A 22,431-nucleotide genomic window follows, 5' to 3' on the forward strand; every position below is an offset into this window, starting at 1 on the left:
GCCGCCTCGGCCTGGCCGCAATCGTCCGCCGCCAGGGGGGCTGCCGAGCCGGCTTCATCGGGCGCCGCGGCGAAGAGGTCGGCGGTGGTGCCGCGTGCGGGCGCCGGTGGCGCGCTTCCGGCGCCCGGCAGGGCGACCATCTGCGCCGGATCGATGTCGCGCACCAGCGCGGAGAAGCTGCCGAGCGACCAGCGACGCTCGAAGTCGGCGCGGTAGGGCGCGCTGTCCTGCAGCGGCGGCAAGGCCTCGCGCCGGCGCAGCAGGGTGTGCGCCTCTTCGGGCGGCGCGGCCTCGAGCGCGATGCGGGTGCGGCCGTCGGCCTCCGTGCCGGTCGCGCCATCCTGCGCGGCGGCTGTCGCCAGCGCCTGCAGCGGGGCGAGCCAGGCGGCCTCGTCGAGCGCAGCGCCGCCCGCGAGCAGGTGCCCGGGCGCGCTGCGATGGGTCTGGCAGGCCTTGCCCTTGCCGATCCTGACCGCGGCGAAGCCCATCCACAGCGCGTGGCGCGCGCGCGTCAGCGCGACGTAGAACAGGCGCAGGTCTTCGCGCAGGCGCTCGGCCTCGGCGCGTTCGAGGTCGGCGTCGTCGTAGTCGAGCGCGAGCCGCCGCCGCCCGCTGGCGTCGGCGAGCTTGAGGTAGCGCGCGGTCCTGCGCTCCACCGCGCGGAAGCTGGTGGCGAAGGGGAGGCAGACCACGGGGTATTCGAGACCCTTGCTCTTATGCACCGTGACCACCTTGACGAGGTCGGCGTCGCTCTCCAGGCGTACCACCTGTTCCTCGCCGGCGCCGCTGCCGCCGGCCTCGATCGTCATCGCCAGCCAGCGCACCAGCGCGGTCTCGCCCTCGAGCGTGGCGCCGGCCTGCTGCAGCAGCTCGGCCAGGTGCAGGAAGTTGGTGAGCCGGCGCTCGCCCTCGGGCTCGGCCAGCCAGCGCGCGGGCAGGTCGAGCAGGTGCAGGCTGCGGCGCAGCATGGTGAGCACGCCGAGCTCGCGCCAGGCGACGTGCAGCGCGCGGAACTGCTCGCTGCGCGCGTCGAAGGCCGCGTCCGAGCTCGCCAGCCGGGCCAGTTCGGGGATCGACAGGCCCACCGTGCGGGTGGCGAGCGCGGCGCGCACGAGGCGGGCGTCGAGCGGCGAGGCCACCGCGCGCAGCCAGTGCAGCAGGTCGTGCGCCTCCGCGCTGGCGAAGACCGAGTCCTTGTCCGACAGATAGACCGAGGCCAGGCCGCGCCGGCGCAGCGCGCGCCGCACCTCCGCGGCCTCGCGCCCGCTGCGCACGAGCACCGCGATGTCGGCCGGGCGCAGGCGCTGGAATGCCTTGCCGGGGGCCTGGAAGCCGGCGTGCTCGTCGTTGAGCCAGCCGACGATGCGCTCGGCGCAGCGCGCGGCGAACAGGCGGCGGATCTCGCCGGCGCTGCGCAGCGTCAGGTCATGGTGGATGAGCAGCGCCGGGGGCACGCCGCCATCGGCATGGAAGACCTCTTCGCGCCCCTGCGCCGCCACCGCCTCGAAGGGCAGGGCGTTGTCCGCCCCGTCGCGAAAGCCGAAGGCGCCCGCGCCCGGGCGGTCCTCGGCCTGGGCGAACCAGGCGTTGACCGCGCCCACCAGCGCGTGCGCCGAGCGGAAGTTGGTGCCGAGCATGTAGTGCCGGCCGGCGGTGGCGCGGCGGGCCTGCAGGTAGCTGTAGATGTCCGCGCCGCGAAATCCGTAGATCGACTGCTTGGGGTCGCCGATCAGCAGCAGCGCGCTGCGCGGGTCGTCGTCGGCGGCGCGGTAGAGCGCGTCGAAGAGGCGGTACTGCAGAGGCGAGGTGTCCTGGAACTCGTCGATCAGCGCCACCGGGTACTGGGTGAGGATGCGCTCGCGCAGGCGCGCGCCGTGCGGCCCGGCGAGGGCGCGGTCGAGACGGTCGAGCAGGTCGGCGAAGCCGAAGCTGCGCGCCTGGCGCTTGAGCTCGGCGAGGCGCTCGCCGACCCGGGTGGCGGCGTGGATGCGTAGCGCGGTGCGCGGGTCGGGTAGGGCGTCGTGGTCTTCGATCAGGCCGGCGAAGGCGGCGAAGTGCTCGGGCAGCACGGGCGCCGGGGCGTCGGCCTTGCGCGCCTCGAGCAGGCCGTCTGGGGTGAGGCGGTGGCGGGCGCTGTCGGGGAGCTCGAGCCTGCGGTCGAGCGGGTTGCGCGCCCACTGTTCGAGCGCCTCCAGCCAGGGCGTGTAATAGCGCTCGTGCAGCTTGGTGCGATTCCACAGCTTGGCCTTGGTGGCGAGTTCCTCGTCCAGCCAGTCCTTCATGGCGCGCGCGCGCTCGGCCCAGCCACGCGAGAGCGCCACCCGCGCCCGGCGGTGCGCGCCGCCGACGCGCCCGATCAGCGCGGCCAGGGTTTCGCCACCGGCCGAATCGCGCCGCACGCCGTCCTGGTCGCCGGGATCCGCGCTCCGATCCCGGTCCCCGCCGTCATCCCGATCCGCGCCCTGCAGCGGTTGGCCGACGAGCGCGCGCATGTCCTCGACGAGGGCGTGCACGTCGGCCCACTGCGCGAGTACGAGCTCCAGCGCCTCGCCGGCGAGCGGGTAGCAGTGCTGGCGCCAGTAGTCCTGCGCGGCCTCGGTCAGCAGCACGCTCTCGTCGGCGGCGAGTTCCTCGTCGAAGGGGTTGCCGCTGTCGAAGGCGTGTTCGCGCAGCATGCGTTGGCACCAGGCGTCGATGGTGAACACCGCCGCGTCGTCCATGGCCGCGGCCGCCATCGCCAGGCGCCAGGCGGCGTTGCGGCGCGCGGCCGCGTCGGGGTAGGCAGCGCGCAGTTCGTCGAGCAGGGGGTCGGGTGCGCTGCCCGCGTCTTCGTTGCGGAACCAGGCCGCAGCCTCGCGCAGGCGCTCGCGGATGCGCTCGGAGAGCTCGCGCGTGGCGGCGCGGGTGAAGGTCATCACCAGAATCTCGGCGGGCAGCAGCGGACGCGCGAAGGCGGTGTCGGCGTCGCCGTGGCCGAGCACCAGGCGCAGGTAGAGCGCGGCGATGGTCCAGGTCTTGCCGGTTCCGGCGCTGGCCTCGATGAGGCGGCTGCCGCGCAGCGGAAAGCAGGCGGGGTCGAGGCGGTGGCTCATCGGGCAGACTCCTGGGTCTCGGGTGCCGGGTGGGGGACGGCCTCGACGTGGCTGTCCATCCATTCGAGCAGCGGGCCGTAGAGCGCGCGCGCGAGGTGCTCGAAGCGGCCGTCCTCGATCAGCGCGGCGTAGTCGGGATAGCAACGCGCGAGGCTGGCCTCCTCGACCTCGCCGCGCCGGTGCTCGCTGCCCTCGTAGGCTTCGGCCGGCTTGCCCTCGCCGACGAGGGCGAGCGCGGTGCGGGCCGCCACCGGCAGCGGCTCGCCCAGGCCCGCGATCCAGGCCTCGATCAGGCGGGCGAGCAGGGCGCGCGCGACGGCGGGGTCGGTGGGGACGATGTGGACGGTGGCGTCGCGGCCGACCAGCAGGCCGCCGCTCGGGCTGTCCGCCGCGGCGGCGAGCAGGCTGCGCACCCAGGGCAGCAGCAGGCGCCAGGGGCGCAGCGTGCCCTTGTCGGCGTCTTCGAGCAGGCGGCCAGGGTCGTGGGCGAGCCACGAGGGTAGCGCGTGCTCGTCGGCGCGCACGCGGTGGTCCAGCCAGTCCTCCATGAGCGCGCCGGCATGCGCGAAGCGCAGGTTGCGGCGCTCGGCGTCGAGGGGATGGCTGGCGCGGACCAGCCGCCACGCGCGCAGCAGCGGCAGCACGGCCTCGCCGAGTGCGGCGCGGGCGCGCAGGCCGAGGCCGCCGATCGGCAGTCGGCCGGCGCGCTCGATGCGTCCGAGCTGGGCCTCGACCGCGGCTTCGAGTGCGAAGGCGTGCAGCTCGGGTGGTGGCAGCAGGGCGAGATCGGCGAGTACCGCGGCGGCGAGTTCCTCGACCAGGCCGTGTTCCTCGAGACCGTCGAAGCCGAAGGCCTCGTCGTCGGGCAGGGCCTCGTCCACGTCCTCGTACACCACGCCGAGGCGCTCGCGGAAGAAGACCTTGACCGGGTTGCGCAGGAAGGCGGCGAGCGCCGCGATGGTGAGCGGGACCGCCGGGTCGGGGACGAAGGGGGGCAGCGGCGGGGAGGCAGCCTCGCCGCGCGTGGGACGAGTTGCGCGGCCCGTGGCTTCGCGGTTCGCCTGCCCGTCATGCGACGGCACGGCATCGTCCTGCGCTGCCGCCTCGACGTGTGCGGCGCGCCACTCGCGCGCGTAGGTGAGCAAGGGCGTGCCCGGCTCGAAGTAGCGCCGGCTGAAGGGCTGCAGCGGGTGCTCGACGGTGCGTTCGGCCACCACCGCGGGTGACCAGCCCGCGGCGAGGTAGTCGCGCAGCTGGGCGACCAGCACCGAGGGCGGCTGCACGCTGTTGTCGCGCACGTTGCGCCCGCACCAGCTCAGGTAGAGCACCCGGCGGGCCGAGAGCAGGGCCTCGAGCATGAGCTGGCGGTCGTCGTCGCGGCGGGCGCGGTCGCCCGGGCGCTGCTGGCCCGGCAGGGCCATGAGGTCGAAGTCGCTGCGCGGGCTGCGGCGCGGATAGTCGCCGTCGTTCATGCCGAGCAGGCAGACCACCTCGAAGGGGATCGCACGCATCGGCATCAGCGTGCAGAAGGTGACCCCGCCGGCGCGGAAGCGCTTGTCGAGCGCGGGGCTCTCGAGCGCGGCGAGCCAGGCCTCGGCGGCGACGGCGAGCGGCAGCTCGGCCTCGAAAGCGGCCTCGTCGCAGGCCTCGAGCCAGCGTTCGAGGGCGTCGTCGAGCGCGGCCAGGGTCTGGCGGTCGGTGTCGTCCACCGCACGCACCAGGTCGGCGAGCAGGGCGCGCAGGCGCTGGGTCCAGGCCGCGGGCGTGGCGGGTCGGCGGCTGTCGGCCTGCCAGCGGATCAGGCGCTCGACCAGGTGGGCGAGGGCGCCGGCGAGCTCGGCGTCGAGGCCGCCGACCTCGTCGTAGGGCTCGATGCCGGCGAAAGGCGCGTCCGTCGTGACCTCCGAACGCCCGGCGGCGTAGCCCATCAACATGCGGCGCAGGCCGAAGAGCGCGCTGTTCTGCTCGCCGCAGGCCTGCAGGCCGAGCCCTGCGCGGTGACGCGCGTCGAGGCCCCAGCGGATGCCGGCGCCGCGCATCCACCCGGTGAGCCGTGGCAGCCCCTCCTCGGCAAGGCCGAAGCGGGCGGCGATGGCGGGCACGTCGAGCAGGGCGCCGAGGTCGGACAGCCGGCAGCGGTCGTGCCGGATGCGCAGCAGCCACTCCACCGCGCCCATCAGCGGGCTGCTCGCGCGCGCCGACAGGTCGGCGATGTCGAAGGGGATGTGGCGCGGGTCGTGGCGGCCGTACTGGCCGAAGACCGCGCGGATCGCCGGCGCGAAGTCGTCGATCGAGGGCACCATCACGACGATGTCGCGCGGGCGCAGCGGCTTGTCCCCGGGGGGCCGGGCGAGCAGGGCGAGGAGCTGGTCGTGGAGGATCTCGAGCTCGCGCACCGGGCTGTGGGCGAGGTGGAAGACGATGGAGCGGTCCTCGGCCGGCACCGGCGGGTGCGGATGCTCGGCGAGCGGGGTGAGGTCGCGGATGTGGCGCTGGACCTGGACGAGCAGGGTGGGCTGGGCAACGTCGTGGGTGTCCTGGTCGTCGTCGAAGAGGTCGATGCGGGCGAGCGGGAAGCGCGCGCGCGTCTGCTCGGCGTCGTCGAAGGCGTCGAGCTGGCGCACGAAGTCGCGCGCCTGGCGACCCCAGGCGGCGAGGAGCGGGTGGGCGTGCAGGTGCATCGCGTCCAGCCCGACGTCCTGCAGCTCGCGGCCGTCGCGCAGCGGCTGGCGGCGGCGGGCGATGCGCAGCCACTCGCGCCCGTCCAGGATGTCGGCCCAGTGGAAGCGGCAGGGGTTGGGGATGGCGAGCAGCACCTGGGCGTGGCGCGACAGCGCGGCGAGCAGCTGCAGCGTGGGCAGCGGCACGTGGGTCATGCCGAAGAGCACGACGCGGCGCGGCAGCGCGGCGGCCGGGTGCAGGGCGGCGTCCTCCGCGATCGCGTCGAGCGCCGCGAGCACGCGGTCGTGCAGTTGCGGCCGGGTCAGCGCGCGCTGCTGCGGGTCGAGCTCGTCGACCACGCGCTGCCACAGCCGTGCCTGCCAGCGCTGGTCCTCGGGCAGCGGGGTCTCGCCGCGGCCGGCGAGTGGAGTCTCGCCGCGGCCGGTGAGTGGAGTCTCGCCGCGGCCGGCGTCGGGCAGCGCCTCGCGCCCTTCTCCCCAGGCGTCGAGCCAGTCGGGCCGGTGCACCTGGTACTGGTCGTAGAGGTCGGCGATGCGCAGCGCGAGCTGGAAGCGGCGGCCGGGGTCGTTATCCGCGAGGTAGCCGGCGACCGGCGCGAAGCCGGGTTCGGCCAGCACCTCGGGCAGCAGCCGCATCAGCCGCCAGGCGAGCGCGGTCTTGTCGAGCGGCGAGCGCGCCGGGACCTGCGCGCGCCCGAGCACCTGGCGGTAGGTCTGCCACTGGAAGCGCGCCGGCAGTTGCACCGCCGCCGCCGCGCATACCCCGGCCCGGCGCGCGATTGCCATCTTCACCCATTCCGCCATGCCGTTGCTCTGCACCAGGATCACCTCGGATTCGAGGGGGGCGAGCGGATGCTGCGCCAGCCAGCCGGCGACGGTGTCGAGCAGGGTCTCGATGCGGTTGCCGTGCAGGGCGATGAAGCCGGGGGGGAGGGAGGCGGCGGGGGCAGGGGCGGTCATCTTGGAGGGCATCGTTCAGTGCGCAGCCGTGCGGGATGGTTTGGCGTATTCGTCCGCATGCGCCGCGAGTCGTGCGCAGATTATGCCTCGTCCCACCGGACCGGCTGGGGGCGGCGCAGTCCGGTGCATCGCGACTCGCGTCGCTCCTGCGGAGAGTCGTGGCGTGACGGCAAGAGCCTTGATCGCGACTTGCGTCGCTCCTGCGGAGAACTGCTGCGACTGCGGAGGTCGTTGCAGGCGCGACGCGCGTCGCGATCACATGCGCCGCGCGTACGCTTCGCCTCAAGCGCCTTGACGCTTCCGCCTCCGAATCTTCACACCGTCGTAACGTCGCCTCGTTATAATTCAACAATTCTAAAAATGTTGATCAGTAGGGGTGCGAGATGAAAGTCGGCATCAACGGCATGGGTCGGATCGGTCGCCTGGCGCTGCGCGCCGCAATGGGCGCGGCGGAGCGGCAGGCGGACGACCCGCGTGCGGACAATCGCCTCGAGGTGGTCCATCTGAACGAGATCAAGGGCGGCGCGGCGGCGAGCGCGCATCTGCTCGCCTTCGACAGTGTGCAGGGACGCTGGCGGGCGGACATCCGCGCCGACGGCGAGGACGCGATCCGCATCGACGGCCGGCGCCTGTCCTTCTCCGCCCACGCCAGCCCGGCCGACATCCCCTGGGGCGAGCTGGGCGTCGATGTCGTGCTCGAATGCACCGGCAAGATCCTCACCCCCGAGGCGCTGCAGGGCCACCTCGACCGCGGCGCCAGGCGCGTGATCGTCGCGGCCCCGGTGAAGACCGGCGGCGTGCTCAACATCGTCGTCGGCATCAACCACGAACTCTACGATCCGGCGCGCGACCGCATCGTGACGGCGGCCTCGTGCACCACCAACTGCCTCGCGCCGGTGGTCAAGGTCGTGCATGAAAACCTCGGCATCCGCCATGGCCAGATCACCACCATCCACGATCCCACCAACACCAACCTGGTGGTCGACGCGCCGCACAAGGACCTGCGCCGCGCGCGCAGCTCGCTGCTGAGCCTGGCGCCCACCACCACCGGCAGCGCCACCGCGATCGCGCTGATCTACCCGGAGCTGAAGGGCAAGCTCAACGGCCACGCGGTGCGCGCGCCGGTCCTCAACGCCTCGCTCACCGACTGCGTGTTCGAGCTGCGGCGCGCGACCACGGTGGAGGAGGTGAACGCGCTGTTCAAGGCCGCGGCGGAAGGCCCGCTCGCCGGCATCCTCGGCTACGAGGAGCGCCCGCTGGTGAGCATCGACTACGCGCGCGACACGCGCAGCGCCATCGTCGACGCGCTGTCGACCATGGTGACCGACGGCACGCTGCTCAAGGTGTACGCCTGGTACGACAACGAGATGGGCTACGCCTGCCGCATGGTGGATCTGGCCTGCCACATGGAAGCCGTGGGCCTCTGAAACATGAACGAGCCCCCACGCGCGCTGCGTTCGCTGCCCCCCGAGGGGGCTGGATCCTCCGTGGGGCGGCCCGGCGGCGGCCCGCAACACGCCGCGCGCAACTACGCCATCGTCACCGCCGCCTACTGGGGCTTCACGCTCACCGACGGCGCGCTGCGCATGCTGGTGCTGCTGCATTTCTATCGCCTGGGCTACTCGCCGTTCACGCTCGCCTTCCTGTTCCTGCTCTACGAGGCGGCCGGTGTGCTGGCGAACCTGGTCGGCGGCTGGCTGGCGACGCGACACGGCATCGCGCGCATGCTGGCGGTGGGGCTGGTCACGCAGATTCTCGGCTTTGGCCTGCTGTCCGCGCTCGACCCCGGATGGACAGCAACGATGGCGGTGGCTTGGGTGGTGGTGGCGCAGGGCATCTGCGGCGTCGCCAAGGACCTGACCAAGACGGCCAGCAAGTCGGCGATCAAGCTCACTCAGGCCCAGTTCCAGGCCGAGGCCAACGAGCAGGGCGCGGGCCAGCTCTTCAAGTGGGTGGCCTGGTTCACCGGCAGCAAGAACGCGATGAAGGGCATCGGCTTCTTCCTCGGCGGGGTGCTGCTGGAGGTGCTCGGCTTTCGTGGTGCGCTGTGGGTGATGGCGGGCTTGCTGGCGCTGGTGCTCGCTGGCGTGCTGCTGGCGCTGCCGCCGATGATGGGCAGGAAGAAGGCGTCGGGCTCGGTGCGCGAGCTGTTCGCCAAGAGCCCCGGCATCAACGCGCTGGCCGCGGCGCGCGTGGCGCTGTTCGGCGCGCGCGACGTGTGGTTCGTGGTCGGGGTGCCGGTGTTCCTTTACTCGGCGGGGTGGACCTTCACGATGGTCGGCACCTTCCTCGCCGGGTGGACGATCGCCTACGGCCTGGTGCAGGCGCTGGCGCCGCAGATCGTGCGCCGCAGTGCCGATGGCCTGAGCCGCGAGGTGCCGGCGGCACGGCTGTGGTCGGCGCTGCTGGCGCTGATTCCCGCCGCGCTCGCGGTGGCGGTGTGGCTGCAGGCGCCCGGCCTGGAGTGGGTGGTGGTCGGCGGCCTCGGCCTGTTCGGCTTCGTCTTCGCGGTCAACTCCTCGGTGCATTCCTACCTGGTGCTGGCCTACGCGGGCTCGGAGAAGGCGGCGGAGGACGTCGGTTTCTATTACGCTGCGAACGCGCTCGGGCGCTTCATCGGCACGCTGCTGTCGGGACTGCTGTACCAGTGGGGCGGCTTGCTGTACGCGCTCGTCGGCTCGGCGGCGATGCTGCTGGCGTGCTGGCTGGTGACGCTGGCGTTGCCGCTCGAACGCCATGACGCCGCCCGGGCGGCCCCCTGACTCCGCTTGACGAAGAGATCCGAATGGACGAGAAAGCCGCAGTTTCCGCCTTCGAGGCGCTGTCCTCGGGCATCCGCCTGGATGTGTTCCGCCTGCTGGTGCGTGCCGGGCCGCAGGGCAGGGTGGCCGGCGAGCTCGCCAGCGCGCTCGGTCTGCCGCCGACCAACCTGTCCTTCCACCTCAAGGCGCTCGCGCAGGCGGGGCTGGTCTCGGCCGAACAGGAAGGGCGCTTCCAGCGTTATCGCGCCGACATGGCGCGGATGCGCGGGCTGATCGCCTACCTCACCGAGGAATGCTGCGGCGGTGCGCCTGCACTGTGCGGGCTGGATGGCAGCGCTTCCACGACCGGATCCACCACGCCCGCCGCGCGCCACGCGGCGGGCCAGACACGACGACCGGAGTCTTCCATGTCCGACGAGTGCTACAACGTGCTCTTCCTGTGCTCGGCCAACTCGGCGCGCAGCATCATCGCCGAGGTCATCCTCAACCGGATCGGCCAGGGCCGCTTCAAGGCCTGCAGCGCCGGCAGCGCGCCGCGCGGCGAGGTGCACCCGATGACCCTGCAGGTGCTGAAGGCGCAGGGCTACGACACGAGCGCGCTGCGCAGCAAGAGCTGGGACGAGTTCTCCGCGCCGGATGCGCCGCAGATGGACTTCGTATTTACCGTGTGCGACACGATCGCCGGCGAGACCTGCCCGGTGTGGCCGGGTCAGCCGCTGACCGCGCACTGGGGTGTGGCCGATCCGGTGAAGGCCGAGGGCGGCGAGCGGCGCCGGCTCGACGCCTTCAGCCTGACGCTGAACCAGCTCCTCGATCGTCTGCGCCTCTTCACCAGCCTGCCACTGGCCACGCTCGACCGCCTCGCGGTCCAGCACGAGATCGACCGCATCGGCCAGATGCCGGCCGCAGTGGAGGCCTGAGATGGGACTCTTCGAGCGCTACCTCACCGTCTGGGTGGGGCTGGGCATCCTCGCCGGGGTGGGCCTCGGGCTGCTCGCGCCCGGGGCCTTCCAGGCCATCGCCGGGCTCGAGTTCGCGCAGGTGAACCTGGTGGTGGCGGTGTTCATCTGGGTGATGATCTACCCGATGATGATCCAGATCGACTGGCACGCCGTTCGCGATGTCGGCAAGAAGCCGCAGGGACTCGTCCTGACCCTGGTCGTGAACTGGCTGATCAAGCCCTTCACGATGGCGGCGCTCGGCGTGCTGTTCTTCCAGCACCTGTTCGCGCCCTGGGTGGATCCGGCTTCGGCCAGCGAGTACATCGCCGGCATGATCCTGCTCGGGGTGGCGCCGTGCACGGCGATGGTGTTCGTATGGAGCCAGCTGGTGAAGGGCGACCCCAACTACACCCTGGTGCAGGTGTCGGTGAACGATCTCGTCATGGTGTTCGCCTTCGCCCCCATCGCCGCCTTCCTGCTCGGGGTCACCGATCTCGTCGTGCCGTGGGAGACCCTGCTGTTGTCGACCGTGCTCTACGTGGTGCTGCCGCTGCTCGCCGGCATGGCGACGCGGCATGTGCTGGAGCGTCGCTCGGCGCAGGCGGTGGCCGGGTTCGTCGCTCGCCTCAAGCCCTGGTCCATCGTCGGTCTGATCGCCACCGTGGTGCTGCTGTTCGGTTTCCAGGCGCGCACCCTCGTGGAACAGCCGCTGGTGATCGGCCTGATCGCCGTGCCGCTGCTGGTGCAGAGCTACGGCATCTTCCTCATCGCCTATCTCGCCGCGAAGGTGATGAGGCTGCCGCACGAGGTCGCCGGCCCGGCCTGCCTGATCGGCACCTCGAATTTCTTCGAGCTCGCCGTGGCGGTGGCGATCTCGCTGTTCGGGCTGAATTCGGGGGCGGCGCTGGCGACCGTGGTCGGTGTGCTGGTGGAGGTGCCGGTGATGCTGTCGCTGGTGGCGATCGTCAATCGAACGCGGCATTGGTTTCCGTCCGCGGCAGGGCCGCAGGCGGCTCTCGACCGACCGGGTGGCGCGCGTGGCTGAGCGAGGCGTCGAGCTGCCGCGCGCGGGAGCGCCGGCGTGACCGTCCCCTGCCTGCTCGACGCCTGGTCGGCGCACGAGGCCGAGCTCCTGCGCTACCTGCGCCATCACCTCCGCCAGCCGGGAGAGGCCGAGGACCTGCTCCACGACCTCTTTCTCAAGGCGGTGCGCCAGCGCGAGCGCTTCTGCGCCGTCGGCAACCCTCGTGCCTGGCTCTTCGCGGTGGCGCGCAACCTGGTGATCGACAACGCGCGACGCACGCACGCGAGCGTGCCCCTGCCGGACGATCTCGCCGCGCCGGCGCCCGACCTCGCGAGCGAGGACGGCCCGGCGCCGGTCGACCTGCTCTCGGCCTGCCTGCCGCGCGTCCTCGGCGAGCTCGCCGCGGAGGACCGCGAGGCGATCGAGCGCTGCGACATCGGCGGGATGACGCAACAGGCTTTCGCCGAACTCGAGGGCCTGTCGCTGTCGGGCGCCAAGTCGCGCGTGCAGCGCGCACGGCAGAGGCTGCGCGCGCAGCTGCTGCGCGCCTGCCAGGTGCAGCTCGACGAGCACGGGAAGGTGTGCTGCTTCGTGCCGCGCCCGCCGCTCTAGCCCCCGCCTGCATCCCCCGCCTGCATCCCGCACCTGCGCCTGCATCCTTTTCACCACTCGTGCGTCTTCATGGTTGGAGCCGCTTGCCGGCGACCGCGCAGGCGACTAGGTTTCGTCTTTAGGTCGATCCGATCGCATGGCGGGATGCAGGTTTCTCGAGCTGGAGTTCGTGTCATGGATGCGTTGTCTTCCTGGGTCCTCCCCGTCTTCTATGGCGGCTTGGGCAATCTGGCCGCCTATCTTGCGGCGCACGTGCTGCTGTGCCTGCTGCCGGCCTTCTTCATCGCCGGCGCGATGTCGGCGCTGATCCCGAAGGAGACCATCACCCGCTTCCTCGGGCGCAACTCCAGCAAGACCGTGTCCTACCCGGCGGCTGCCGCGGCGGGCTCGCTGCTGGCGGTGTGCTCGTGCACCATCGTTCCGCTCTTTGCCGGCATCTACAAGAAGGGCGCGGGCCTCGGCCCGGCGATCACCTTCCTGTTCTTCGCCCCGGCCGCCAACATCCTCGCGCTGGTCTACACCGGCGGCATCATCGGGCCCGACCTCGCCGTCGCGCGCTTCCTGCTGTCGCTCACCTTCGGCATCGGCATCGGCCTGATCATGGCGCTGCTCTTCCGTGCCGACGACGCCGCGCACGACCTCGCCACCGACAGCGCCTTCGGCGCGCAGGGGGCGGGGATGGGGCGGATGGCGCTGGTGTTCCTGTTCGTGTGGGTGGCACTGCTGCTGGCCGGCACGCTGAAGCTGGACGTGCTGACCGGGACCTACCTGAACTTCCAGCTTCCGATCGGCGACGCGCAGGGCTGGCAGGCCGCGCTCGACCGCCTGGTGCCCTACGACGCCGCCAAGGGCGAGGAGGGCGTGTCGGTGCAGGGCGTGGTGCTGATCGCGCTGCTGGCCTCGATCGGCTATGCCGCCTGGCGCGGCCTGGAGAACATCGCCGACGGCGCCAACGCGTGGACCTGGGTCAGCCTCGCGCTGATCGCGGCGACGCTGCTGGTGGCGGCGCTGGCGGTGCAGCCGGTGGATGGCGGGCTGCGCATCGGACTCACCGGCAAGTTCTTCGCCGTCGCCGCCGCGCTCGCGGCGCTGGCTTTCATCGTGCGCCATCGCCTGAGCGAGGACGAACTGCGCGACTGGCTGTGGGAATCCTGGCGCTTCGTGAAGCAGATCTTTCCGCTGCTGGTGGTCGGCGTGTTCGTGGTCGGCATGATCCGCGTGCTGATCCGCCCGGAGTGGATCGAGATGCTGGCCGGCACGAACTCGCTCACCGGCAACCTGGCCGGCGTGGTGTTCGGCGTGTTCATGTACTTCCCGACCCTGGTCGAGGTGCCGATCGCCAAGATGTTCCTCGAACTCGGCATGCACCGCGGCCCGCTGCTCGCCTACCTGATGTCCGACCCCGAGCTGTCGCTGCAGAGCATCCTGATCATCTCGGCGATCATCGGCCGCAGGAAGACCTTCACCTACGTCGGCCTGGTGGCGCTGTTCAGCGCCGTGGCCGGTCTCATCTACGGCGCCTGGATCGACGGCGCTTCGCTGTTCTCGCTCGCGCTTTACCTGGCGGGCTTCATCGCGGTGCTTGCGGTGTTGCTGGCGATCGCCAGCAGGCGCGCGACCGCCTCTACCCTCAAAGGAGTCTGATCATGCTCGACATCAAGGTTCTCGGCCCCGGCTGCGCCAACTGCCGCAAGCTCGAAGAGATCGTGCACGAGGCCCTCGCCGCCACCGGCGTGGAGGCGGAAGTCACCAAGGTCACCGATATGGGGCAGATCGTCGCCTACGACGTGCTGAAGACGCCCGGGCTGGTGATCAACGAGAAGCTGGTGTCGTCGGGGAGGATTCCGACCGCGGCGACGATCGCGGAGTGGATCCGCGCGGCGGGGTAGGCGCAGTGCTTGACATGCCGTAACGCGTCGAGCACGGCCTCTTCAGCGGATGAGCGCGGCCGCTCAGGCGGAGCCTTCCCCCGCCAGGCTCGCGCTGTCGATCACGAAGCGGTACTTCACGTCGCCCCTCAGCATGCGCTCGTAGGCCGCGTCGATCTGTTCGGCGCGGATCATCTCGATGTCGGCGACGATGCCGTGCTCGGCGCAGAAGTCGAGCATCTCCTGGGTTTCGGGGATGCCGCCGATCATCGAGCCGGCGAGCTTGCGGCGCTTCATGATGAGGTGGAAGACCTGTGGCGAGGGATGGGGCGAGGCCGGCGCGCCGACCAGGCTCATCGTGCCGTCGCGCTTGAGCAGCGCGAGGCAGGCGTCGAGGTCGTGGGGGGCGGCGACGGTGTTCAGGATGAAGTCCAGCGACTTGCGCCGCGCCTTCATCGCGCCCTCGTCGCGTGACACCACGACCTCGTCGGCGCCGAGCGCGAGCGCGGCTGCACGCTTGGACTCGGAGCTGGTGAAGGCGACCACGTGCGCGCCGAGCGCGTGGGCGAGCTTGACCCCCATGTGGCCCAGCCCGCCGATGCCGACGATGCCCACCTTCTGCCCGGGGCCGACCTTCCAGTGGCGCAGCGGCGACCAGGTGGTGATGCCGGCGCACAGCAGCGGCGCCACCGCGGCGAGCTGGGCCTCGGGGTGGCGGATGCGCAGCACGTAGCGCTCATGCACCACGATGCGCTGCGAGTAGCCGCCCAGGGTGTGGCCGGGGGCGTCGGCAATGGGGCTGTTGTAGGTGCCGACCATGCCGTCGCAGTAGTTCTCCAGGCCGGCGTCGCAGTCCTCGCAGTGCTGGCAGCTGTCGACGATGCAGCCCACGCCGACGAGCTCGCCGGTCTTGAAGCCCTTCACGTGTGCGCCCACCGCCGACACGCGGCCGACGATCTCGTGGCCGGGCACGCAGGGGTAGAGCGTGCCCGGCCACTCCGAGCGCACCTGGTGGAGGTCGGAGTGGCATACGCCGCAGAAGGCGATCTCGATCTGCACGTCGTGCGCGCCGGGCGCGCGGCGGGTGATCTCCATGGCTTCGAGGGGCTGGTCGCCGGCATGGGCGCCATAGGCTTTGACGGTCATCGGGGGGGCCTCGGGTTGGGTTGCGGGATGATAACCAGAGAAAGCCTTCCGGCTCCGGTGTTGTCCCCAGCCGATGGGGAAAGGCATGTGGGCGGGGCTGTGGACAAACGCGCGCAAGCCGCGAGGCACAAGGGTTGCGGGCGATTGCCTCATTGTGAGGCAGAAGGCCCCCGCCACCTCCGGTGGGCCCGACGGTTCTTGCCGGAGCGAGGGGAGGCGGGATCGTGGCTTGCGGCCTGCGCGATCGTTGGCCCGCACGCCGTATCGCGACTCGCGTCGCTCCCACAGCCAGTGCCGCCGTGCCCGCTGGCCCGGCGGTTCTGCAGGAGCGACGCAAGTCGCGATGTCCACGTCTGTTCTACGGGACTGCGGCTTGGGGGCGCTCGGGTCGGCCGATGCCGTAGTAGTGCCAGCCGGCGGCGCGCAGGCGGTCCGGTGGGTACAGGTTGCGCCCGTCGGCGATGACCTTGGCCTGAAGCAGGGACGCCATCTCGTCGAAATCGGGCGCGCGGAACTGCTGCCACTCGGTGCAGATCGCCAGCGCGTCCGCGCCTTCGAGCACGCTGTACTTGTTGCTCGCCAGCGCCAGGTCGGCGCGCGGGCCATAGAGCCGCCGCATCTCGTCCATCGCCACCGGGTCGTAGGCCTGCACGCGCGCGCCGTGTTGCCACAGCGCCTCGATCAGGCTGCGGCTGGGGGCTTCGCGCAGGTCGTCGGTGTTGGGCTTGAAGGCGAGGCCCCAGACCGCGATCGTGCGTCCGGCGAGTCCGCCGGCGCCGCCGAAGTGGTCGGCGAGCTTGGCGAACAAGGTGTTCTTCTGGCGCTCGTTCACGGCCTCCACCGCCCGCAGCAGCGGCGCGTCGTAGCCTACCTGCTCGGCGATGCGACCGAGCGCCCGGACGTCCTTGGGGAAGCACGAGCCGCCATAGCCGCAGCCGGGGTAGATGAAGTGGTAGCCGATGCGCGGGTCGGCGCCGATGCCCTTGCGCACCTCCTCGATGTCGGCGTCGAGGCGCTCGGCGAGGTTGGCGAGCTCGTTCATGAGGCTGATGCGGGTGGCGAGCATCGCATTGGCGGCGTACTTGGTGAGCTCGGCGCTGCGCACGTCGGTGAACAGGGTGCGCTCGTGGTTGCGGTTGAAGGGCTCGTAGATCTCGCGCATGCGCTCCTGCGCGCGCGCCGAGCGGGTGCCGACGAGGATGCGGTCGGGCTTGAGGAAGTCGGCGACCGCCGCGCCCTCCTTGAGGAATTCGGGGTTGGAGACGACGTCGAAGGCGACCGTCTCGCCGCGCTCGGCGAGTACCTGCGCGATGCGCTCCTGCACCTTCCCGGCGGTGCCGACGGGTACGGTGGATTTGTTCACGATCACCCGGTAGCCCGGCATGTGACGGGCGATCTCCTCGGCGACCGCGAGCACGTACTGCAGGTCGGCCGAGCCGTCCTCGTCGGGCGGGGTGCCGACGGCGATGAACTGCACCTCGGCGTGGCGCACCGCCTCGGCCGCATCGGTGGTGAAGCGCAGGCGGCCCTCGGCGAGGTTGCGCTCGACGATCGGCTGCAGGCCGGGCTCCCAGATCGGGATGGTGCCGGCGCGCAGCTGGTCGATCTTGGCCTGGTCGACGTCCATGCACAGCACGTCGTGGCCGACTTCCGCGAGGCACGCGCCGCTGACCAGGCCGACGTAGCCGGTACCGAAAATGGCGAGCTTCATGAAGGACATCCCTGTTTGCGCGAATGCGCCAGAAGCTAGGGAGTCCGGGTGAAGCGGTCGTGAAGCTTGCGTGAAGGGGAGGTTGCGAAGCGCCCCGGGAGCGCGTCGGTCGCCGCATCGGCGGATTCGCGGCTTGCGCCGCTCCTACAAAGGATGCGTCGAGTTACGCGGGAGTGCCAGGCGCGAATTCGGCGGTCGGGCAACCGATGCAGCTCACCCTCCCGATCGCCGAATTCGCGCCTGCCGCCGCGCCTGCAGCTTAGTTCTGGATGGCTTCCAGCGAGACGGTGATGGTCACGTCGTCGCCCACGTGCGGGGCAAACTTGCCGGCGTTGAACTCGCTGCGCTTGATCACCGTGCTGGCGTTGGCGCCGATGGTGTCCTTCTTGAGCATCGGGTGCGGCATGGTGACGAAGTGGCTCACCTTCAGCGTCACCGGCTTGGTCACGCCCTTGATGGTCAGCTCGCCGTCGATGGTGGCCGGCTTGTCACCGTCGAAGCTCACCTTGGTCGACTTGAAGGTGGCGGTCGGGTACTTGGCGGTGTCGAGGAAGTCCTCGCCCTGGATGTGGCCGTTGAAGGTTTCGTAGCCGGTGTTTACCGACTTCATGTCGATGGTGATGTCGACCGCGCCGGTCTTCGCTTCCTTGTCCAGCGTCACGGTGCCGGTCGTCTTGTCGAACTTGGAGAGCTGGGTCGACAGGCCGAAGTGGCTGTACGAGAAGCTCGGGAAGGTGTGGGTGCCATCGACGACGTAGGTCTGGGGCGCGGCCAGCGCGGGCGAGGCGGCAGCGGCGGAGACGAGGAGGGCGGCGGTGAGGCGGGCGATACGGTTCATGTGGTGGTCCTTTGTGGAGGGCAGATGGGTGGAACGGAAGGGTTGGAACGATGGCGCGGGAACGATGCTGCCCGGCTGCCGCGGCTCAGCGTGCCGCGGCGGTGATGCGGAAGCGGATCACGACGTCGTTGGCGACCACGTCGAAGGCCTTCCAGGCGCCTTCGCCGATCGAGAAGTCGCCGCGCCGGATGGTCAGGGCGCCCTCGAAGACGCCGCTGCCGCCCTGCGGGGTGAAGGTGGCGGGGACCACGACGTCCTTCGTCGTGCCCTTGATGGTGAGCTTGCCGGCGACCTCGTACTGGTTGCCGCCGAGCGGTTTCACCGTGCTCGACTCGAAGCGCGCGACCGGGAAGCCCTTGGTGTCGAACCAGGTCTTGCGGGCGACCTCGTCGTCGCCTTCCTCGCTGCCGGTGTCGACGCTGGCGAGCTCGACCTCGATGCGGGCCGAGGCGGTTTGTGGCGCGGCGGGATCGAAGCGCAGCGCGCTGGCGAACTTGCCGAAGGTGCCCTGCATCGCCACCCCCATCTGCTGGTAGTCGAAGGCGATGCGGCTCTTGTCGGGCTGGACCTCGCCGTATTCCACCGCGTGGGCGGTGGTCGCGGCGAAGGCGAAGGAGGCGAGCAGGGCGAGGGCGATGCGTTTCATGGCGCGGGTTCCTGTGTGCGATGGAGGAGGCCGGTTCAGCCCCGGCGGCGCGGCAGCATGCGGGTCAGCACGTCGTCGCGGTCGATGAAGTGATGCTTGAGCGCGGCGCCGACGTGGCCGAGCAGTACGGCGATCAGCGTGAAGTTGAGCGCCACGTGCACGGTCTCGAGCAGATTGCCGAGCGCCTTGTCCTTGGCGAGCAGGTCGGGCAGCGGCAGCACGCCGAACCACACCGTCTGGAAGCCCTTGGCCGAGCTCATCAGCCAGCCGCTGAGCGGGATCGCGAGCATCAGCAGGTACAGCAGGTGGTGGCCCGCATGCGCGGCCAGGCGCTCGATGGCCGGCATGTGCGCGGGCAGCGCCGGCGGGCGGTGGCCGATCCGCCAGGCCAGGCGCACCAGCACGAGCAGGAACACCGTCACGCCCGCCCACTTGTGCCAGGAGTAGAGCTCCAGCTTGGTGGGCGACAGGTCCAGACCCGTCATGTAGAAGCCGAATCCGAGCATGCCGAAGATCATCAGCGCGATGAGCCAGTGCAGCAGCTTGGCGGTGGCGGTGTAGTGCGTGTCCATGTGCTTGGTCCTTCGGCCGTCGATCGGGGGCGCCGGCCAGATGTTCGTGCTGGTTGCACTTTAGACTCATCCACAAGGCTTAAACAGCCGAAGTCGGGCAAAGGTTCGTTGCTGATTTGGCAACAATTGAGCCTGTTTTCCGCCGAGGCCGGGCCTCGGGTTGCGCGATTCGCTCCCTCCGAGCGGGGGATGGGGTCGGGGCGCTTTCACCTCCCGCCCTCTCCGCGAATCAGAAGATCGTCTCCCCCAGCTGCCTGATCATCGCCGCCGGATCCACCTCGGGGACCTGGAACTCGAGGTCGTCGAGGGAGAGGTCGAAGGGTTCTCCCTCACGGTAGGTCACGGGGAAGCGAACGCCGAACTCGAGGCCAGAGCCGAGCTCATAGGCGGCGAGCTCGATGCGCTCGTCGTAGAGGCTGGCGCCGAGCACGGTGACGGCGACGTAGCCGGAAACGTCGAAGCGGAAGCGCGGCTGGGCGTGGAGCGCGGCCTCGGCGTCGATCTCGAGGCCGCGCGAGGGCATCCAGTCGATGCGCACGCCAGCCTCGGCAGCCCCTGCGATGCCGAGGGCGCCGCCGATCTCGAGGCCCCCGGTGGCACTGGCGCCGGTGATGCCGAGGCCGACGCCGGCACGCGCGCCGAGCCGCAGGCCTGCCTGCGCCGGAACCTCGAGGTGGGCCTCGCCGGTGACGTGGGTGTCATCCTCGTGTGCGGGGTTGTATTCGATGCGGACAGCGAGCCGGTCCAGTGCCCCGGGGCCGACGCTGGCGTTGGCACTGAGATTGCCGCCGACCTCGGCGACCACGCCGGGGACGATGGGGATCTGCGTCGACATGCCGAACAGGCGCTTGTCGTACTCCAGCCGGGAGAAGATCTCCAGCGAATCGGGCAGGGCGATCTCGCCGGACACGGTGAGCTCGCCGTCGGGAGCGACCCGCAGGCCCGCGCTGCCCTGCAGCCAGGGGGCGATCCGCACGGTCGCGGAGCCGCTGCCGTAGACCACGATGGGCGCATCCGGAGCGCTGGGCGGGCCGCCGGGGCTCCCGTCCGCAGCGACGGCGCGGTTGGTGGCGCCGACGCTGAGCTGGCCGGAGAGCATGCCGCGGCGGAAGGCGCCGGAGAAGCGCGCGTCGAAGGCGCCGTCCGCATAGGTGACGGCGAGCTCCGCGTCGACGCCGGGGATCGCAGGCTGAGCGGTGCCGCTCGCCGCGACCTTCCACTCGCCGTCGGTCTGCGCGCATTCGACGTGCAGGGTGCCGGAGCGGATGGCGGGGTTGGTGGCGAGGGCGACGTCGCCCGCGAGCTCGAGTCCGCCCTCGCCCTGGCGGATCGCGATCGAGGCCTGGCTGAGACCGGGCACGGAGAGTTCGGCACTGCCGTTGAACGACCAGCGCCCTTCATCGACACGGACCGAGGCGGTCGCGCTGCGGATGCCACGGATCTTGTCCGGGGTATCGATGCCGATCGTGCCTTCGGCGCCCAGGCGACCATCACGCCACCAGGCGCGAACGCGAGCGCGGTCGAAGAGGGCGGGATCGAAAGTGAAGCCGCCCTCGAAGGCGACGCCCCCGCCGGTCGAGACCGAAGCGCCGAGCTCGCCGCTGCCTGCCCCCTCGATCGAATACAGGATGTCGCCTCCCACGCCCAGTCCGCGGGTGGTCGAATAGAAGACGCTGACCCAGGCGTCGTCGATCGTCGTGCGCGGGATCGGCAGGCTGACCTGTTCCGGACCGTAGTCGAGCGCGAAGCCGAGCTCGCGTCCGCGCAGTTGCACCGTCAGCGGAGCTGCGAGGATGGGGATCGAGGGCGTGAGCGTGCCCTCGGCGTACAGCTCGCCGTCTTCGGTGGAGATGCGGGTGAAACTCACCGGGCTGAGATGGCGGTACTCGAGATCGAGGCCGGGAAGCGCCGACGGGTAGCCGCGGTACTCGCCATCGCCCTGGAGCGAGATCGTGATCGCAGGATTGGCGGGTTGCCAGTCGGCGGGCAGGTCCCATTCTGCCGAGAGCGTGCCGACGGGGCCGTCGGGCGTGCCGGTAAGGTCGGTGAGCGCGATCGCCGTGATGCGCAGGCCGGCGAGCGCGCGGGCCTGGGTGGCGCCGATCGTGGGCGCGGCACCGGGGCTGTGGCGGAAGCGGCCCACGGCGATGCCGCCGGGGGCGGCGCTGAGGATGAACTCCTCGGCGCTGCCGGCGCGGTCGCCGTCTTCGGCGGCGGTGGGGGCGCTCGCGGTGCCGAGGGTGTGGGCCTGCTCGATCTCGGCCCTGGTCCACCACGCCGAGCCCGTCGCCGCCGAGCCCGCGCCGGTTGCTGCGACGCTGGTGAAGACGAGGTCGTGTCCGCGCAGGAAGCCTGCTCGGTCGGGTCGAGGCTCCAGGGTATCGAGGAAGCCGTCGAGCTTGCGATAGATGCTGCTGCGGATCGTGCCGCCCGAGCTCGAGTTCGAGGGCTGGTCGAGGAGCTCCATGTTCTCGACGCTGTTGCCCACCCCCGAGCCCATCTGGCCGGAGACCTGCAGTTCGACGATGTGGTCGACCTGGAAATCGCGCCTGCGGCCCTCGCGGTCCCATTCGGGGATGCGCAGCAGGGTCTGCAGCTCGGACAGGCGTTTCGACGTCGTACGTGCGCCGCGATGCAGTTTCAGGCGTACGCGGCCGCTGGGGTCGGCGGGAACCGGGATGCCGCGTTCGGTCAGGCGTTCGCGCACGGCGTCGGCGCCGACCTCGACCTGGCGGCTCCATACCGAGCGCTGGTCGGCGCCCTCGCGTCCGTAGCCACGCACGCGCTTGAGCTGGTGCGCCTGCGCGAGGCCGCTGTAGAGCGGCAGGTGGCGCGCCTTCACCGCGGGGATCTCGAGGCGATCCAGTGCGGCGAGGGCGGCAGCGCTGCGCTCGGTCTCGTGGTAGCGGGCCGGAGGGGGCGGTTCGATCGCGCGCGCGAGTGTCGCCGCGGCCTGGCCATCCTGCTGCACGACGTGGGCGAGTTCGTGCGCGAGGAGGTGACGCCCCTCCTCGGTGTCGGAGGCGACGGTGCCCGGTGCGAGGTAGATGTCGCGCCCCGACGTGAACGCGCGTGCGCCGAGCGCAGCGGTGAGGCGCGCCGCTTCGGCGTCCGAATGGAGGCGCACGTCGGCGAAGTCGCGACCGAAGTGGTCCTCGAGCGGGGCGCGGGCATCGGCCGGCAGCGGATCGCCGCGCCCGCGGCGCGCTTCGACACGGCCGGCGGCATAGGCGGGAAGGCGCGCGGAGGGCGAGTTCGCGTCGGCGGAGGCGGAGGCGGATGCGGGTGGGGGGGTGGAGCCGACGTTCGCAGCCGAGGACGCGCCCGCGCTGTCTTCGGTGCTGCGGGTCGGTACTGGCGCGGGGGCCGAGTCCGGCGTCGGATGGGGCGAGTTCGTCGGGGCGACGGCGGCGGCGTGCGCCTCGGCCTCGCGCTCGATGTTCTCGCCGGGCTGGCTCACGCGTGCGGGGGGACGTGCGTAGGCCGGCATGGACGGTGGAGGCAGGCGGCTCGCGGCCGTCGCGGGTGCCGCCGGGCCGGCACGGCCGGTCGTGGCTGCAGGTCGGGTGGCCGGCGCG

15 protein-coding genes are annotated in these 22,431 nt (G+C 71.3%); 7 read left to right on the top strand and 8 right to left on the bottom strand.

All coding sequences use genetic code 11. The annotated features are described in order from the left end of the window. Together C665_RS10540 and recC are read right to left on the bottom strand one after the other, a co-directional pair. On the bottom strand, positions 1-3,092 hold a 3,092-nt coding region (locus C665_RS10540; RefSeq protein WP_004308538.1), incomplete at its 3' end, for a UvrD-helicase domain-containing protein. Next, entirely contained in the window at positions 3,089-6,733 is a 3,645-nt protein-coding gene (gene recC, locus C665_RS10545) for an exodeoxyribonuclease V subunit gamma (RefSeq protein ID WP_004308540.1), read from the bottom strand. The genes C665_RS10540 and recC, both read right to left, overlap by 4 nt. A gap of 383 nt (positions 6,734-7,116) precedes the next feature. On the opposite strand from recC, the gene C665_RS10550 reads away from it, so the two are divergent. From C665_RS10550 to C665_RS10580, 7 genes are all read left to right on the top strand, one after another. Then, complete coding sequence (locus C665_RS10550; protein ID WP_004308542.1) at positions 7,117-8,160, top strand: ArsJ-associated glyceraldehyde-3-phosphate dehydrogenase; 1,044 nt, start codon at positions 7,117-7,119, stop codon at positions 8,158-8,160. Positions 8,161-8,163: 3 nt separating this feature from the next. After that, positions 8,164-9,495: an organoarsenical effux MFS transporter ArsJ gene (gene arsJ, locus C665_RS10555; RefSeq protein WP_004308544.1), complete on the top strand. Its 1,332-nt coding sequence runs from the start codon at positions 8,164-8,166 to the stop codon at positions 9,493-9,495. Between the two features lie 23 nt (positions 9,496-9,518). Beyond that, on the top strand, positions 9,519-10,415 hold the full coding sequence (locus C665_RS21370) for a metalloregulator ArsR/SmtB family transcription factor (protein ID WP_004308546.1): 897 nt from the start codon (positions 9,519-9,521) through the stop codon (positions 10,413-10,415). Between the two features lies 1 nt (position 10,416). Continuing rightward, the gene (arsB, locus tag C665_RS10565; protein ID WP_004308547.1) at positions 10,417-11,481 is read left to right on the top strand and encodes an ACR3 family arsenite efflux transporter; all 1,065 of its coding nucleotides are present in this window, start codon (positions 10,417-10,419) and stop codon (positions 11,479-11,481) included. Positions 11,482-11,517: 36 nt separating this feature from the next. Beyond that, positions 11,518-12,072: a sigma-70 family RNA polymerase sigma factor gene (locus C665_RS10570; protein ID WP_004308549.1), complete on the top strand. Its 555-nt coding sequence runs from the start codon at positions 11,518-11,520 to the stop codon at positions 12,070-12,072. A 174-nt stretch (positions 12,073-12,246) separates the two neighbouring features. Next, positions 12,247-13,716 carry a permease gene (locus C665_RS10575; protein WP_004308550.1) on the top strand — a complete coding sequence of 490 codons (1,470 nt, stop codon included), beginning with the start codon at positions 12,247-12,249 and terminating at the stop codon, positions 13,714-13,716. Positions 13,717-13,718: 2 nt separating this feature from the next. Further along, complete coding sequence (locus C665_RS10580; protein WP_004308552.1) at positions 13,719-13,961, top strand: thioredoxin family protein; 243 nt, start codon at positions 13,719-13,721, stop codon at positions 13,959-13,961. A gap of 63 nt (positions 13,962-14,024) precedes the next feature. Here the strand turns inward: C665_RS10580 and C665_RS10585 are convergent, their stop codons facing one another. From C665_RS10585 to C665_RS10610, 6 genes are all read right to left on the bottom strand, one after another. Beyond that, positions 14,025-15,086, bottom strand: a complete 1,062-nt coding sequence (locus C665_RS10585) for an NAD(P)-dependent alcohol dehydrogenase (protein WP_004308554.1) — start codon at positions 15,084-15,086, stop codon at positions 14,025-14,027. 358 nt (positions 15,087-15,444) lie between these two features. Continuing rightward, on the bottom strand, positions 15,445-16,797 hold the full coding sequence (locus tag C665_RS10590) for a UDP-glucose dehydrogenase family protein (RefSeq protein ID WP_004308556.1): 1,353 nt from the start codon (positions 16,795-16,797) through the stop codon (positions 15,445-15,447). Between the two features lie 259 nt (positions 16,798-17,056). Further along, positions 17,057-17,635 (bottom strand): YceI family protein, encoded by a 579-nt coding sequence (locus C665_RS10595; RefSeq protein ID WP_004308558.1) that lies wholly within the window; start codon positions 17,633-17,635, stop codon positions 17,057-17,059. A gap of 85 nt (positions 17,636-17,720) precedes the next feature. Then, positions 17,721-18,281 (bottom strand): YceI family protein, encoded by a 561-nt coding sequence (locus tag C665_RS10600; RefSeq protein WP_004308560.1) that lies wholly within the window; start codon positions 18,279-18,281, stop codon positions 17,721-17,723. A 35-nt stretch (positions 18,282-18,316) separates the two neighbouring features. After that, positions 18,317-18,853, bottom strand: coding sequence for a cytochrome b (locus tag C665_RS10605; protein WP_004308561.1), 537 nt, complete (start codon positions 18,851-18,853; stop codon positions 18,317-18,319). A 229-nt stretch (positions 18,854-19,082) separates the two neighbouring features. Next, positions 19,083-22,343 (bottom strand): eCIS core domain-containing protein, encoded by a 3,261-nt coding sequence (locus tag C665_RS10610; RefSeq protein ID WP_004308563.1) that lies wholly within the window; start codon positions 22,341-22,343, stop codon positions 19,083-19,085. Positions 22,344-22,431: the final 88 nt, after the last annotated feature.

It is taken from the genome of Thauera aminoaromatica S2 (assembly GCF_000310185.1).
In the GTDB taxonomy this organism is placed as follows: domain Bacteria; phylum Pseudomonadota; class Gammaproteobacteria; order Burkholderiales; family Rhodocyclaceae; genus Thauera; species Thauera aminoaromatica.